Genomic DNA, 13,439 nt, shown 5'->3' on the forward strand with positions numbered 1-13,439 from the left:
TTTAAGCGTCAAACAGATCATCTTCCGATAATGAATGTCAGTTCTGCTTCACATACTTTTTTGCCGTCCACATATGCAACACCTTTACCGATACCAGCATAGTCTTTCAGCTTAACGATGTCCACTTTAAGTTCCAGGACATCACCCGGCTGGACTTTTTTTCTGAACTTGACTTTGTTCAGGCCGCCCAGATAAGCTGTCTGAGATTTGAAGCGATCCAGTTTCAAAAGCGGGATCGATCCGGCTTGAGCCAGACTTTCCACGATCAATACACCTGGCATGACAGGGTCTCCCGGGAAATGACCTTGGAAAAATTCTTCGTTGATCGTGACATTCTTGATCGCTGTCACATGTTCTCCAGGAATCAGTTCAGTCACTTTGTCAATATAATAGATGGGATAACGATTCGGGATCAGTTCCTGAATCTCCGCAATATTCATTGTTGTCATTGTATTCTCCTTTTAATTGGCTTTGATTTTTACAAGGGTCTGATCAAATTCGATGGCCTGTCCGTCTTCGACAAGTATTTCCTCTACCGTCCCCTGGACATCACTTTTGATCTCGTTCATCACTTTCATGGCTTCGATGATCAGAATCGTCTGTCCTTCTTCAACGGTATCTCCTACTTTGATAAAAGCTGGAGAGTCCGGTGAACTGGACCGGTAACTCGTACCGACGATCGGTGAGTTGATCAGATGAAAGTGTTCGTCTTCTGCATTGACTGCGTCAACTGAATCAGCTTCTACTTCCACTCTATCTGATTGCTGCATAGAGCTTTCCGGTCTAGTTAATGCAGTCTGATCATCGGATCTGGATGATTCGATTTTCTGACTGTCTTCGCCTGATTCACGCTTACTGAGCGTCAATGAAGCCGATGCATTCTCAAATTCAAAATGCATCAGGCTCGACTGGTCGATCAGATGGATCAGTTCTTTTATTTCTTTGTTGTTCATTCAGAGTCACTCCATTTTTTAAAGCAGGTCACAGCATTATGTCCGCCAAAACCAAGAGAGTTGTTTAAGGCAAACAGATAATCTTTTTCGCGGGCTTCTCCAAGGATATAATCCAGATCGCAGTTTTCATCCAGTTCTTTCGTGTTGATAGTTGGAGGCAAGATGCTTTCCTGCAGAGACATCACAGTTGCAATAGCCTCTATCGCGCCTGCTCCACCTAACAAGTGACCTGTCATACTCTTCGTACTTGAGACAGCCACCGTTTTGGACGCTGCTTCACCAAGAGCCATTTTTATCGCACTTGTTTCAGCGGAGTCGTTTGCCGGTGTCGATGTGCCATGCGCATTGATGTACCCAACTTCACCAGGTTCGATTCCGGCCTCTTTCATTGCCAGTTTCATCGCTTTAGCAGCTCCTTCGCCGTCTGGTGTAGGAGCTGTCATATGGAAGCTGTCTCCCGTTGCACCGTATCCGACGATCTCGGCATAGATATGTGCGCCCCGTTCTTTAGCAGAGGTCAGGCTCTCAAGAATGATCACGCCTGCCCCTTCGCCCATGACGAAACCATGACGGTTTTTATCGAAAGGTATTGAAGCAGCATTGACATCTTCACTTGTTGACAAGGCATTCAGTGCGGCAAAACCTGACATGCCGATTTCATTCACACTGGCTTCCGAGCCGCCGGCCAGCATATAGTCTGCATAGCCGTGTTTGATCTGTCTGAAGGCTTCGCCAATGGAATTATTCCCTGAGGCACATGCCGTCACGATGGATAAATTTGGTCCTTTGGCGCCTGTTGCTATAGAAATGTTTCCGGCGACCATGTTTCCGATGGCTTTCGGCACAAAAAGCGGTTCGACTCTGTCGAGACCCTTTTCATGCATTTTAATGATCTGACTCTGCATTGCTGACAATCCGCCTATACCCGATCCTACGATCACGCCTAAACGGTCGGCATCGAATGCATAATCATCCAAACCGCTGTCTCTCATCGCTTCAAGTGCCGCTGCGACACCATACTGCGAGAAGGGATCCATTCGCTTAGCCAGTTTTCTGTCCATTAATTCCTTGGCCACGAAATCTTTCACTTCGCCGGCAACACTTACATTAATGGCTTCTCCATCAAATTTAGTTAAAGGAACGATACCGTTCCTGCCAGTCTTTAATCCTGTCCAAAATTCTTCAACTGAGTTTCCTAAAGGAGTAATAGCCCCTAGCCCAGTAACGACAACTCTTTCCATTTATATCCTCCTAGATTTAACCATTCATGACCATTCCACCGTCAACGTGCAGGACTTGACCGGTGATGTATTTCTGGTCGCTCAAAAAGTTCACTAATTCCGCAACTTCTTCTGCTGTACCCAGCCGTTTAAGTGGTATGGACTGTAAAGCCTGTTCCTTGATAGCATCCGTTAAGCTCTCAGTCATGTCCGATTCTATAAATCCAGGTGCGATCGCATTGGCAACGACTCCACGTGGTGCTAGTTCTTTAGCAATGGATTTAGTGAAGCCGATGACTCCAGCTTTACTGGCTGCATAATTCGCCTGGCCGACATTTCCGACTGTACCGACAACGCTTGAAATATTGATGATATGTCCGCAACGCTGTTTCAGCATGACTTTTGCTGCTTCTCTTGCGGTAAAGAAGGTTCCTTTCAGGTTGACGGTCAGTGTAGAATCAAAATCTTCTTCCGACATGCGGATAAGCAGATTATCTTTGGTACGTCCGGCGTTATTCACAAGGACATCGATTCTCTTATGTGTTTTTTTCGTTTCTTTTATCATCTGCTTGACAAACGACTCATCACTGATATCTCCAACGATCGGGTGGACTTTGCCACCGAGACTGTTAAAATAGTCCATCAGTTCAGGCGTGAACTCGCTTCGACCATTGACGACGACCGTATGTCCCTGTTTTAAGTACAAGGTCGCGATCGCTTTACCTATACCTCTTGAACTCCCCGTCACAATAACAACTTTTTTATTGTCCATACTCGACTCCTTTAAGACTGTATTACTTTCCTGATCGTATCTATTTGTTTGACTTTTTCTATGTTCTTGACTGCGACACTTTTATCGATGCTTTTAACAAATGAACGCAGTGTTTTTCCTGGTCCTATTTCGATAAAGGTCGTCACTCCATCAGAAATCATCTGGCTGACCATCTGTTCGAACTTCACCGGCGAAGAGATCTGTCGGGTCAGAAGTAGTTGTATCGCTTCTGTATCCGGATAAACGTCTGCCGTCACATTAGAATACACAGGGACAGTGAATGCCTTGAAATCGACTTTTTCGAGGCTTTTTGAAAAGGCCTGTCCTGCCGGCTCCAGTAGCTCAGTATGAAAAGGTCCGCTCACATTAAGTGGGATGGCTCTTTTCGCTCCACTTTCCACTGCTTTTTCCATGGCTTTTTTAACACCTGCGGCCTTACCGGAAATAACCAGTTGGTCGGGTGTATTGAAGTTGGCGATGGCCACATAGGACTCTTTGGATACTTCGTCACATATCTGAATCAGTGTTTCAGCTTTCAGACCAAGAATGGCAGCCATTGCCCCTTCATCAGCCGGGACAGCTTTCTCCATCAAGGATCCGCGCTGGTGCACCAGCGGCACCGCTTCTTCAAAACTTAAAGCTCCAGAAGATACCAGAGCTGTATACTCACCTAAACTCAACCCAGCGACAGCATCCGGCGTAATGTCCATAGACTTTTTCAGGATGTGTTCGATCGCATAGCTGACAGTCAATATAGCAGGCTGTGTAAAAGGTGTTTCGTTGAGTCGGACATCACTATTGAAACATATCTCAGCTAGGTCCGTATCCAGCTGTCTGCTTGCTGAATCAAAGATTTCTCTGACTTCACTGAATTCATCATAGAAGTCTTTCCCCATCTCATTATACTGTGCACCTTGTCCACTGAATAAAAACGCTGTTTTCAAGCTATCGCTCCTGTTCTTTTAGTCAACTTCATTCTGATAAGCTTACTCGTTATTAGTTTGATAATCAAAGTAATAGTCTAAAAAAGTCTCGGATGTCAAACCAGTTCATCATATTCACTCATTAGTTCCTGAATGATGTCATGACAGCTCTGCTCTTTTTTGACCAGTCCAGCGATCTGACCGGACATGAATGAGCCGCCGTCTTTATCTCCCTCAACGACCGCTTTTCTCAAAGCACCTTTAGCCAGTACTTCAAGACGGGAAAAGTCAGGATTCTCATCACTCGACATTTCTTTTTCTACTTTTAAATATTCTCTAGTCAGTTTATTTCTCAAGACCCTTACTGGATGTCCGGTGATCTGTCCAGTAACGACCGTATCGATGTCACGGGCTTTGATGATACGCTGTTTGAAAGTATCATGTGCGATACTTTCATGAGCAACGACAAAACGGGTGCCTAACTGAACAGCTGCAGCTCCAAGAAACATTGCTGCTGCCATTCCACGTCCGTCTGCTATGCCACCAGCTGCAATGACCGGAATATCTACAGCATCGACCACTTGAGGAACAAGGGTCATCGTTGTCAGTTTACCGATATGACCACCGGCTTCCATTCCTTCGCAGATGATAGCATCCGCACCTTCTTTTTCCATGCGGCGGGCCAAGGCTACAGAGGCAACGACCGGAATAACAGTGACTCCGGCTTCTTTAAATCGTTTCATGTACTTACCCGGTGTGCCTGCACCTGTGGTGACGACTTTAATGTTTTCCTCACACACGACATCCACCACATCATCCACGTATGGAGATAAGAGTAAGACGTTGACGCCAAAAGGCTTGTCTGTCATTTCTTTCGTTTCTTTGATCGCTTTTCTTATCACTTCGCTCGGCTCATGACCTGACCCCAGCATACCTAAACCACCGGCATTAGAGACGGCTGCTGCGAGACTCGGTGTAGCTACCCAAGACATGGCTCCTTGTATGATAGGATAATCGATCCCTATCTGTTCTATTAATGATTGATTCATCTAGGAGCTCCTTCCAGAATTATTTTGCTTCTTTTTGTTTTTCTACGTAATCAACGAGATCTTTTACAGTGTTCAAGCCTTCTTCAGATTCGATTTTGATGTCAAATTCATCTTCGATATCGTTGATGATCTGGAACAGATCAAGGCTGTCAGCTTCAAGTTCATCTCTGAAGTTTGTATCCAATTGTACTTCGCTTTCTTCTTTGTCTAACTGATCCACGATGATTTCCTGTATTTGTTCGAATGTTGTCATTTTAATTTCCTCCATTTATGTTGTTTGAATTTTTATATTTTTATTAACAGCGTTCCCCAGGTCAATCCCCCGCCGAACGCGCTTAAAACGATTGTTTGCCCACTGCCCAGTCTGATCGTCCCGTTTTCGATGGATTCGTCCAGCAGGATAGGTAAACTGGCAGCAGAGGTGTTACCGTAATTTTCGATATTCATCGGAAATTTATATAATGGTCTGTCTATTTTCTTTGAAACGATTTCTATAATTCTTGCATTGGCTTGATGAAGCAGGAAAAAATCCACTTCCTCAAGGTCAATCGATCCTTTTTTTACTACTTGCGTGATACTTTTTGGGATCGATTTAGTTACAAAGTTGAAAATAGCCCGGCCGTCCATCGTCAGAAAACCATTTTTAGCATCACTTGTACAGACGGGATTGGTCACTTCCTGTTCTCCTGAGACCAGGGCACTCCCTTTTCCACCGTCTGTGTGTAGATCTTCAGCAATGAAAGCCTCTGTATCCCCATCTCTTTTTAACAGAACAGCTCCGGCTCCGTCGCCGAACAGGACCGATGTTTTTCGGTCGCTCCAGTCCAGTGTTTTTGACATGACTTCCCCGCCGATCACAAGTGCATAAGGATGGGCCATGTGGCGCAGCATTTTTTCTGCTGCAGACAAACCGTAGATAAAGCCTGAACAGGCGGCACTCAAGTCAAAAGCGACCGCATTCTCAGCTTTGATAGCTGCCTGAACTTTACTTGCAACAGATGGCGACTGACTGTCAGGCGTCATGGTTGCGACAATGACGAGACCGATCTGACTGACATCTATTTTTTGTTTCGAAAGAGCAGCCTGACTGGCGCGGATACATAAATCACTTGTATCCTCACCTGTTGAAAGGTGTCTTTTTTTGATCCCAGTTCTTTTTCTGATCCATTCATCAGATGTCTCCATCCAATGAGTCAGCGTCTCGTTATAGACCTCATTATCAGGAACATATCTGCCTGTTGAGTGGATCGTCACTCCAAAGGTTTTCATTAGTCTGGTAACTGCTCCTTTGTACGCTCCAAGTACCCATGTAGATTTTTCAACCCTTGCATGAGTACTTCAGATTCTTTTTCACCCATCTCATTGATCGTTTCTTTTACCATATCACGATGGAATTTATCATGCAGACGATAAAGCAGCCGACCTCGTTTAGTCAAAGCCAGTTGAACGACGCGGCGGTCTGTTTCGCTTCTCACCCGATCAACATACCCTTTTCTTACCAGGTTGTTGACAGAAACAGTCAAGGTCCCCACTGTGATCCCCAGTTTTTTGGCGACTTCACTTGTGGTGTGTTCCTGATACATGCCGATCGCATCTATCGTATGCATTTCTTTGATTGAGACATCTTTGAATTGACTCATTTGTAAAGTACGTTCTTCGATCATAAGGACATCATTGAAGATGGATACCAAGTATCCATTGACTTCGTTTATTCGTTGATCCACATCAACCCCTCCAAATCTCAACTTTCAAATATTGTTTGAACATCAAACTATTTGACAATCAAAATACTAACTCAGATTTCATCTGCTGTCAAGAAAAGATTCCAAAAAAATAAGCCATCACTATAATGGCTTATCGAAAAGTTATTCTTCTTGTTCGTCATCTTCGTTGATCTGACTCTTGAATCCTTCGATATCTTTGAAATTGACAACTGTTTTTTCTTCAACTAAATCATGCATGCGTTCAGCTGAATGTGTCCAGTTGATTTTTACTATTGCACTGTTCGTCAGCAGTTTTTCGATCTTGCCTTCCATCGGTTCTTCACGGAAAGTAAAAATGATTTCATCCCCTACATCTGGTCGGAGATTTTCTTTGATCGTATCTATGATTTCAACTGCTTCTTTGTAAGGCAAATCCAGTAGATTAGCAATACGGGAATTGCTGGCGCCTTTTCGAAGTTCTGTTTCCACTAGTTCTTGAACTTCAGCGGTTATTTCGACTTTTGCCACTTTCATCCCTCAATTCTTTCATAAAGTTTTTATATACCTTTAACCATTATACCATAAAAAAAAGTGTTTATCGACTAAACACTTCCGGGCCGATGATATTAAGGATCAAAAGAAAAAACGACTGATGTTTACTTCAGTAAATCAGCCGCTTTGTATCCGATTTTTTTCAGTGTCGACTGTAAAGCCAGCACTTCTTCTTCGGTACAGGATTCGAATATCTCAGCAATCTTCTCTGCATGTCGCGGGAAGATCTCCTGCATCAACGTTTCCCCTTCATCAGAGAGTTCACAGAAGGTGACCCGTCTATCGCTTTCATCAGCTACGCGGTTGACGAATTTCTTTTCTTCCAGACGATCGACCACATAAGTGATGCTGCTCGACGCAAGCAAAACCTGCTGACCGATTCTCTGTATCGGCTGTCTCCCTTTGCTGTACAGGAGTTCAAGTACCGTAAATTCTGTGGCGTTGAGTCCGTATGAAGACATGTCTTTCTTGACTACCTTTTCAACGCTCGAAGACGCTTTTAATAGTATCGTTAGTGCTTTCAGTTCATTCTGATTTATAGTCATCTTTTAATCACCTTTGTATGTTGACGAATTTTTAACTGTTTCTGCCGCTGACTTTACTTAGTCAGAAGATCAGCAAATCATATTTTACCATAAATGAGAGGTGATAAAAATAACTGTCTCATTCTTTCATCCTTTGTGCATTTGTTTGAAGAGTCTGGCGTAATAGAAAAACGCAAGCAGCTGATAGGCACTGGCCAGTACAACTAATGAAGTCACGGTCACATCCGATAGATTCGGGAAAAAGACGGCGATGAACATCGTCAGATAGAAAACGATCGTGGCTATTTTTCCATACCATTCAGCCCCGTCGAGCCTTTTGTCTTTCCGGTATAAGCGGATATTCTGGACCGTCATATAGGTTTCTTTGATCAGGAATAAGCTGAACAGAAAAATAAATGCCCGCCACTTCATCATCAATACCGCAACGACGGCGATCTGTGTCAGTTTATCTGCAATTGGATCGAGCAGCTGTCCGATTTTCGTCCCCTGGTTGAATTTTCTGGCAATGAATCCGTCTGCCGCATCTGTAATGCCTGAAATAAGCAGGATCCCTGTCGCCAGCATATAATCCGCCTGTGTATCTGCAATGACATAATAATACACGAAAAAAGGAATGAGGATAAGCCTAAAGTAAGATAGAAGATTCGGTATTGTAAACCAGTCTCTCTTAGCCATATCATCATTCCTTTCAATTATATACCGAGAGTGAGGGATTCACTTACAGACAAGTTACAAGAATAATACGGTCTGTATTCCCTATAATACCACTAACTTTATTATATTTATAGTGCTACAAGACTTAATGAAGGAAGTCAAAGGGTAGTCAAAAGGGTAGTCATTTCTTTTGATGATTCCTCTGGCTTCTTTTTCTTTTCTTAGTATATCATAACTAGTAAAAAATTCTAATAGAATATAGCCACAGATTTAAAGTGAGCGTATAATAATCTTTATGGAGGTGTTACATGAACGGATGGACAGAATTATACTATAAACAAGTGGATAATGTTATACATAGAGGGACCGTCTCTATACATATTAACTACAGGACTATCATTGTTCAAATATATAAACGAATAATCATGGTAGTTAGACCTACAGAGGATGATGCGATTATTGCAGCCACTGCTCTAATGCTTGCTTATAGAAAAAATGATGAGATATTTGGCTGATGATAGTTTAATAATCATGAGGTGATCAACATGGGTTCGGAATTCATGGCAGACATACTGGAAATTGATGGATTTAGGTTTGATTTGATCTGGCCTTCATTGAAGAAGGTTGACGAAACCACGGATTGGATTCTGATGGTGGATCTAGATACTAAGGAGTTATATGGTGGATATTTGCAGCATGATACGCGGTTTCTGAAGAAGTATGAGAAGTTAAAAGCGCAATAAAAAAGAATGCTGATGTCTTTTTTTTTACATTCTTTCTTAACTAATTATTACCTTATGTTATAATTTCATTATACTAAGCGGCCCATCTGAATAAATAAAAAAAGCCGAATAGACTGATAAAAAATGTTGGTTCGTTCTTTTGTGAAAGGAGAAAAAACATGGCAAAAACAACTAATTCTATATTAATGAATGCAGAAAGAACTTTAAATACTGCCAAGTTTGGATTAAATGATTTTTTAGGTTCAAGCCCCGAAAGAAGGGATAGCGGATTAAGAAACTTTATTGTTTTTTCTAGATCAGTCACCAATGTATTGCAAAATTTGCGGTCTACTGTTGGTAAAGAAGAATTTAACAAATGGTATGATCCGTGGCAGACAGATATGAAGTCCGACCCTTTAATGAAAGCTTTTTATACCATGAGATCAGAGATCTCAAAAGAAGGTGTTATTAATTCTTCTATATCTATGCATATAGAACATTTAGACACTAGCGATTTGAAACCAATATTAGATAATCCGCCACCTAATGCTACAAATTTTTTTATTGGAGACCAATATGGTGGTTCAGGATGGGAAATAAAAGTTGATGATTCTTCTACGAATAAATATTATGTAGAATTACCAAATTCTGTAAAAATTAACCATAGTATTGAATTAAAAGACCTTCCAAATATCCCTGGAGAAAATTTAGATGATCGAGACTATAGTACAAAAGATAAACTTTACTATTATTATAACTTTTTGGAAAGATTAGTTACTGATGCTAATAATGTATTTAAAAGTTAATTATACCACCGTTTGTCATTAAAAAAAGCCCCTGCCGATTAAGGTGAGGGCTTTAAACATTTAACTTAATCCTTTTGACGTTATCTCCTCAAGATATTCATTTAGAGGTTCAATCTCTAAATGAAAAGATTTATTGTCAATAGAATTGTTTATAATTTCGATATACTTATTATCATCACTATAGCTCTTATCGATAATCATTTTTAAGTTTTTATTACTTAAAATTTCTTGGTTTTGATGAAGGTCATGTAGTAAAATTTTTATATTTTTATGAAGATCACTCTGCCGTTTATAATCCAAAGAGAATGCTTTAATGTACGTGTCGTCATATTCAAAATCAAATATTTTATTATTAAACATATCCGAAACTTTTGGTTCTTTTAACTTTTTGCTCAACCCATACTTAATAATGTGCTTACTAACTAATTTTCTAACTTTATCAGTTGATATTCTTTCGTTTTTAGCTTTGTCATAATATAAGTAGGTTGACTGTAAATCATTAATATCCTCATTAACGTCTTTCGAGGTAGTATAGATACTTCTAATGTTTGTAAAACTAAATTCGTTAACATAATATTTTGTTTTAGAATATAAAAAGTTGTCATCTTTAATTCCTTTAAATTCATCAACCATTACGTTCTCAAATCTATGAATTAAGTTATAATCAAAATCATAACTGAAGGAATCAAACATCATATCTATATACTCTTTATCATACTCATCATCAAAAGAAGCAAGTCTACTTCTATTCCTTATTCTTCTAAATTCAGAGAATGCATCTTTATTATCCCAGTAATGAAATACCATACCCACATTAATAGTCTCTGCTCTTAGAGGATCAGGAGTATACTGACAAATCGCATAATTCAACTTTATTTTACTCATTATCAAACACTTCCTTTCCAATAACTAAAGTGTGGTTTTATTTCCTCTAATATCTCATCAATTTGCTGTATTTGTCCCCATACAAACTCTTTTAACCCTATTATTTCTTCTTCTAAAATATTCCATTCTGAAGGGATGTTAGAAAACACCTCGTCTAATCTTTCTAATGTTATACTATCGTATTTCGTTTTGCAATAGTGGAAAGGAGAATTCCCATTTATAAATGGAGAGCAATATTTATACACCGGTCCATCTATATTTTTAACTATACTTGGAATAGTGCTGTTTAATCTATTAATTTGACCTATATCCCATATATCAGAGGTAAATACATGAGAGTGATCAATTGCTATAATTCTTTTTGTTTTTCTTTCGAAAAATAGATTCCCATCATTCTCTGCTCTATCATTATTCATTATAACTTGATCAAATAATATTATTCCTGGTATTTCATTTATATTCGACGCTTTATCAAGTATAACTGGGTTTACCTTAGCATTACCTTTTAGATATTCACTACCTATACAAATACCTGGTTTAGCCCCAATATCTCTATAATAATCATTGTTTTCAATGAACTCTTTTTCTAATCTCAATAGCTTGAGATTAGGTATTGGAATATCTAACAACTTACCCAATCTGTATCCTATTAATTCATTAAGTAACGTTTTTCCACTAGTTCCCTCTTCGTTCCGAGCTTTTAAAACATATTCTTTACTATCCGTTGCTTGTACTAAAGAAGGACGTGTAATACCGTTTTCAATTGCTCTTTGAAAATAACTAACTTTTTCCATACTATCTCTCCCTACTTAAGGGTTCTAGGGAGTAGTATACCAAATTACTATTACTAATTTCCACATAATATTTAAAAACCCCCACTAATTAAGGTAAGGGCTTTTTAATATCTAAAATATATTTTTATTTAATCTACGCTGCATTGCTCTGACAACTGCTGAATTCATGCGAGAAATCCTACCAGTAACTGTTGTTCCCATTCGTCGCTGTAAGGCCTTAGTCGTATTAATTCCAATATAACCATCAACCTTCACTCCCAAGACTTTCTGCATTTCTCTAATTAATAATGATCCACCTCTTCCAAACTCAACACTATGAATGTTTCGAGTTACTCCATTGATTACTTGACCACTAATAACACCATCAACAACAATACCAAGAACTTGCTGCAATCGTCTAGTTGTAGCTACGCCCCATGATCCGTCTATTACTAATTCCTCATATTTTTGCTCAGCTTTAGTATTGGCATCTCTCAGAATGTTTAATAGCTTAATGTTTTGTTGTGCTGTTCCTTTATATGAAGAAGTTGAACTAACTACACCATTTTTAACTGCTAATCTAGCTCGATGATTGTAAGAACTATCTAGCCCTAGTGATTCAAGATACTTAACTATGGAATTTCCATGATACTCATTGGATTCCTTCTCTTCTGCCGTTGCTTTTTCTTTCTCAGAAGCAGGAATATTTATCATTTGTCCGATTTGTAGTTTTTGCGGATCAACTTTTGGATTAGCGTGTTCTAAATCAATTACATCAAATTCTCGTCCTTTTGCTATGCTCCAAAAAGTATCACCTTCTTGGACTTTATATGTGCTGCCTAGTTCTTCTTTAGAAGCTTCTTTATTACCTTCAGATAATACTTTCTTATAGTCAAACTCACAACATTTCTTCCAGGCATAATCCGGGTACTCATTATGTGAACGAACACGATTGATTTGAGGATATTCTTTCTTTAAACGCTCTACTAGTAATACTAGGGACTTCTTCTGCTCATCTGTTGGATCCTCATATCTGAAGTCACCAGTCAAACAAATTCCAATAGAAAAGTTATTTGAGTTTCCGACGTGGTAGGTTCTCCAATTAACAGGGTTACAAAATTTAATTGTTCCATCAGGTTCAATGACATATGAGTAACCAATAGATGGCCATCCATTAGCGTTAACATGATATCTAGCAAAACCTTCTGCATTGGATCCTGATAAGCCCTGTCTAGTTAATGAGTGATGGATAGCTATTTCTGTCTTCCCATTCATATCTAATACCGGGAAACGTTTGGTTGAATGTCGATCAACTTGGAGCCTGAAGTCTTTAAATTTTGGTAGATCTGGAAATAATCCGTGTATCATTATTCTTCCTCCTTAGTAATGACTTTCTCTTTTTCTTCTACCTTCATTACATCTGCATCAATATGGATCTTATCTTCAGTGTGTTCTTTCAATTTAATCAACGTCTTCTCAACTGCATCTGGTAATGGTAAGCCCAAGGCTCCCCAGTTTTCTGCAATACTGATTAAATATGTTACTACCATCCATAAAGTAAAACCTTGTGCATATACCTGGAATCCGAATAATGGTAGATACACATTTAAAACGAATATGAGTAATACAACTAAAGAATGTTTTGCAATGCCAAACAAACTGACGCTCGAACTTGTTTCCTTCTGCTTAAAAGACTTTAACATCTCTGTGAAGATATCAAAAAACACACACGAGATAAGTGTTTGCATGAATCCGTTCGTATATATTGAGTGAATCTGATGAGTTATATCGTTTAATTCTAAAATCAACCAAATTGTACCCTTTCCTTCTTATATTTATTTATATAAATAGAGTAGCCCGATTGGACTACTCTAATGTATAA

Annotated in this window: 19 protein-coding genes; 3 read left to right on the forward strand and 16 right to left on the reverse strand. The window is 39.5% G+C overall.

The window, feature by feature from the left end; translation table 11 throughout:
- Window positions 1–17: 17 nt before the first annotated feature.
- The 12 genes from fabZ to AB4027_RS07220 all read right to left on the reverse strand — a co-directional run bounded on the left by fabZ (window position 18) and on the right by AB4027_RS07220 (window position 8,392).
- Window positions 18–440, reverse strand: coding sequence for a 3-hydroxyacyl-ACP dehydratase FabZ (fabZ, locus tag AB4027_RS07165; protein ID WP_177170444.1), 423 nt, complete (start codon window positions 438–440; stop codon window positions 18–20).
- Between the two features lie 21 nt (window positions 441–461).
- Complete coding sequence (gene accB / locus AB4027_RS07170; RefSeq protein ID WP_091485787.1) at window positions 462–953, reverse strand: acetyl-CoA carboxylase biotin carboxyl carrier protein; 492 nt, start codon at window positions 951–953, stop codon at window positions 462–464.
- Window positions 950–2,194, reverse strand: coding sequence for a beta-ketoacyl-ACP synthase II (gene fabF, locus AB4027_RS07175; protein WP_091485789.1), 1,245 nt, complete (start codon window positions 2,192–2,194; stop codon window positions 950–952). Before fabF ends, accB begins: the two co-directional genes overlap by 4 nt.
- A 16-nt stretch (window positions 2,195–2,210) precedes the next feature.
- Window positions 2,211–2,945, reverse strand: a complete 735-nt coding sequence (gene fabG, locus AB4027_RS07180) for a 3-oxoacyl-[acyl-carrier-protein] reductase (protein WP_368644843.1) — start codon at window positions 2,943–2,945, stop codon at window positions 2,211–2,213.
- A gap of 11 nt (window positions 2,946–2,956) precedes the next feature.
- Window positions 2,957–3,889 (reverse strand): ACP S-malonyltransferase, encoded by a 933-nt coding sequence (gene fabD, locus AB4027_RS07185; RefSeq protein ID WP_368644844.1) that lies wholly within the window; start codon window positions 3,887–3,889, stop codon window positions 2,957–2,959.
- A gap of 95 nt (window positions 3,890–3,984) precedes the next feature.
- Window positions 3,985–4,917 (reverse strand): enoyl-[acyl-carrier-protein] reductase FabK, encoded by a 933-nt coding sequence (fabK, locus tag AB4027_RS07190; protein WP_368644845.1) that lies wholly within the window; start codon window positions 4,915–4,917, stop codon window positions 3,985–3,987.
- Between the two features lie 19 nt (window positions 4,918–4,936).
- Entirely contained in the window at window positions 4,937–5,170 is a 234-nt protein-coding gene (locus tag AB4027_RS07195) for an acyl carrier protein (protein ID WP_091485801.1), read from the reverse strand.
- A 32-nt stretch (window positions 5,171–5,202) separates the two neighbouring features.
- Window positions 5,203–6,186, reverse strand: a complete 984-nt coding sequence (locus tag AB4027_RS07200) for a beta-ketoacyl-ACP synthase III (RefSeq protein ID WP_368644846.1) — start codon at window positions 6,184–6,186, stop codon at window positions 5,203–5,205.
- Window positions 6,186–6,581, reverse strand: coding sequence for a MarR family winged helix-turn-helix transcriptional regulator (locus AB4027_RS07205; RefSeq protein WP_091486151.1), 396 nt, complete (start codon window positions 6,579–6,581; stop codon window positions 6,186–6,188). Before AB4027_RS07205 ends, AB4027_RS07200 begins: the two co-directional genes overlap by 1 nt.
- Before the next feature lie 201 nt (window positions 6,582–6,782).
- On the reverse strand, window positions 6,783–7,148 hold the full coding sequence (locus AB4027_RS07210; protein WP_368644847.1) for a DUF2187 domain-containing protein: 366 nt from the start codon (window positions 7,146–7,148) through the stop codon (window positions 6,783–6,785).
- Window positions 7,149–7,276: 128 nt separating this feature from the next.
- Complete coding sequence (locus tag AB4027_RS07215) at window positions 7,277–7,717, reverse strand: MarR family winged helix-turn-helix transcriptional regulator (RefSeq protein ID WP_368644848.1); 441 nt, start codon at window positions 7,715–7,717, stop codon at window positions 7,277–7,279.
- A gap of 126 nt (window positions 7,718–7,843) precedes the next feature.
- Window positions 7,844–8,392, reverse strand: a complete 549-nt coding sequence (locus AB4027_RS07220) for a CDP-alcohol phosphatidyltransferase family protein (protein ID WP_091485811.1) — start codon at window positions 8,390–8,392, stop codon at window positions 7,844–7,846.
- 287 nt (window positions 8,393–8,679) lie between these two features.
- Here AB4027_RS07220 and AB4027_RS07225 point away from each other — a divergent pair, with 287 nt between their 5' ends.
- From AB4027_RS07225 to AB4027_RS07235, 3 genes are all read left to right on the forward strand, one after another.
- On the forward strand, window positions 8,680–8,886 hold the full coding sequence (locus AB4027_RS07225; protein WP_368644849.1) for a hypothetical protein: 207 nt from the start codon (window positions 8,680–8,682) through the stop codon (window positions 8,884–8,886).
- Between the two features lie 30 nt (window positions 8,887–8,916).
- Window positions 8,917–9,114, forward strand: a complete 198-nt coding sequence (locus AB4027_RS07230; RefSeq protein WP_368644850.1) for a hypothetical protein — start codon at window positions 8,917–8,919, stop codon at window positions 9,112–9,114.
- A 158-nt stretch (window positions 9,115–9,272) separates the two neighbouring features.
- Complete coding sequence (locus AB4027_RS07235; RefSeq protein WP_368644851.1) at window positions 9,273–9,899, forward strand: hypothetical protein; 627 nt, start codon at window positions 9,273–9,275, stop codon at window positions 9,897–9,899.
- 60 nt (window positions 9,900–9,959) lie between these two features.
- Here AB4027_RS07235 and AB4027_RS07240 read toward each other — a convergent pair whose 3' ends face one another.
- The 4 genes from AB4027_RS07240 to AB4027_RS07255 form a co-directional block, all read right to left on the reverse strand.
- The gene (locus AB4027_RS07240; RefSeq protein ID WP_368644852.1) at window positions 9,960–10,784 is read right to left on the reverse strand and encodes a DUF3037 domain-containing protein; all 825 of its coding nucleotides are present in this window, start codon (window positions 10,782–10,784) and stop codon (window positions 9,960–9,962) included.
- A 2-nt stretch (window positions 10,785–10,786) separates the two neighbouring features.
- Complete coding sequence (locus tag AB4027_RS07245) at window positions 10,787–11,578, reverse strand: HipA family kinase (RefSeq protein WP_368644853.1); 792 nt, start codon at window positions 11,576–11,578, stop codon at window positions 10,787–10,789.
- Between the two features lie 111 nt (window positions 11,579–11,689).
- Window positions 11,690–12,925 (reverse strand): N-acetylmuramoyl-L-alanine amidase, encoded by a 1,236-nt coding sequence (locus AB4027_RS07250; protein ID WP_368644854.1) that lies wholly within the window; start codon window positions 12,923–12,925, stop codon window positions 11,690–11,692.
- Window positions 12,925–13,365: a phage holin family protein gene (locus tag AB4027_RS07255; RefSeq protein WP_368644855.1), complete on the reverse strand. Its 441-nt coding sequence runs from the start codon at window positions 13,363–13,365 to the stop codon at window positions 12,925–12,927. The genes AB4027_RS07250 and AB4027_RS07255 overlap by 1 nt, the downstream gene beginning before the upstream one ends.
- Between the last annotated feature and the right edge of the window lie 74 nt (window positions 13,366–13,439).

Origin of the sequence: Alkalibacterium putridalgicola (assembly GCF_040959045.1) — a bacterium.
GTDB classification, from domain to species: Bacteria; Bacillota; Bacilli; order Lactobacillales; family Carnobacteriaceae_A; genus Alkalibacterium; species Alkalibacterium putridalgicola.

Excerpts from the sequence above, each read along its gene's own strand:
- AB4027_RS07195 (WP_091485801.1), bottom strand. The coding sequence starts at position 5,170 with ATGACAACATTCGAACAAATACAGGAAATCATCGTGGATCAGTTAGAC.
- AB4027_RS07225 (WP_368644849.1), top strand. The coding sequence starts at position 8,680 with ATGAACGGATGGACAGAATTATACTATAAACAAGTGGATAATGTTATA.
- AB4027_RS07200 (WP_368644846.1), bottom strand. The coding sequence starts at position 6,186 with ATGAAAACCTTTGGAGTGACGATCCACTCAACAGGCAGATATGTTCCT.
- AB4027_RS07215 (WP_368644848.1), bottom strand. The coding sequence starts at position 7,717 with ATGACTATAAATCAGAATGAACTGAAAGCACTAACGATACTATTAAAA.
- AB4027_RS07235 (WP_368644851.1), top strand. The coding sequence starts at position 9,273 with ATGGCAAAAACAACTAATTCTATATTAATGAATGCAGAAAGAACTTTA.
- fabZ (WP_177170444.1), bottom strand. The coding sequence starts at position 440 with ATGAATATTGCGGAGATTCAGGAACTGATCCCGAATCGTTATCCCATC.
- AB4027_RS07250 (WP_368644854.1), bottom strand. The coding sequence starts at position 12,925 with ATGATACACGGATTATTTCCAGATCTACCAAAATTTAAAGACTTCAGG.
- AB4027_RS07245 (WP_368644853.1), bottom strand. The coding sequence starts at position 11,578 with ATGGAAAAAGTTAGTTATTTTCAAAGAGCAATTGAAAACGGTATTACA.
- AB4027_RS07240 (WP_368644852.1), bottom strand. The coding sequence starts at position 10,784 with ATGAGTAAAATAAAGTTGAATTATGCGATTTGTCAGTATACTCCTGAT.
- AB4027_RS07230 (WP_368644850.1), top strand. The coding sequence starts at position 8,917 with ATGGGTTCGGAATTCATGGCAGACATACTGGAAATTGATGGATTTAGG.
- accB (WP_091485787.1), bottom strand. The coding sequence starts at position 953 with ATGAACAACAAAGAAATAAAAGAACTGATCCATCTGATCGACCAGTCG.
- AB4027_RS07205 (WP_091486151.1), bottom strand. The coding sequence starts at position 6,581 with ATGATCGAAGAACGTACTTTACAAATGAGTCAATTCAAAGATGTCTCA.
- fabK (WP_368644845.1), bottom strand. The coding sequence starts at position 4,917 with ATGAATCAATCATTAATAGAACAGATAGGGATCGATTATCCTATCATA.
- AB4027_RS07220 (WP_091485811.1), bottom strand. The coding sequence starts at position 8,392 with ATGGCTAAGAGAGACTGGTTTACAATACCGAATCTTCTATCTTACTTT.
- fabG (WP_368644843.1), bottom strand. The coding sequence starts at position 2,945 with ATGGACAATAAAAAAGTTGTTATTGTGACGGGGAGTTCAAGAGGTATA.
- fabF (WP_091485789.1), bottom strand. The coding sequence starts at position 2,194 with ATGGAAAGAGTTGTCGTTACTGGGCTAGGGGCTATTACTCCTTTAGGA.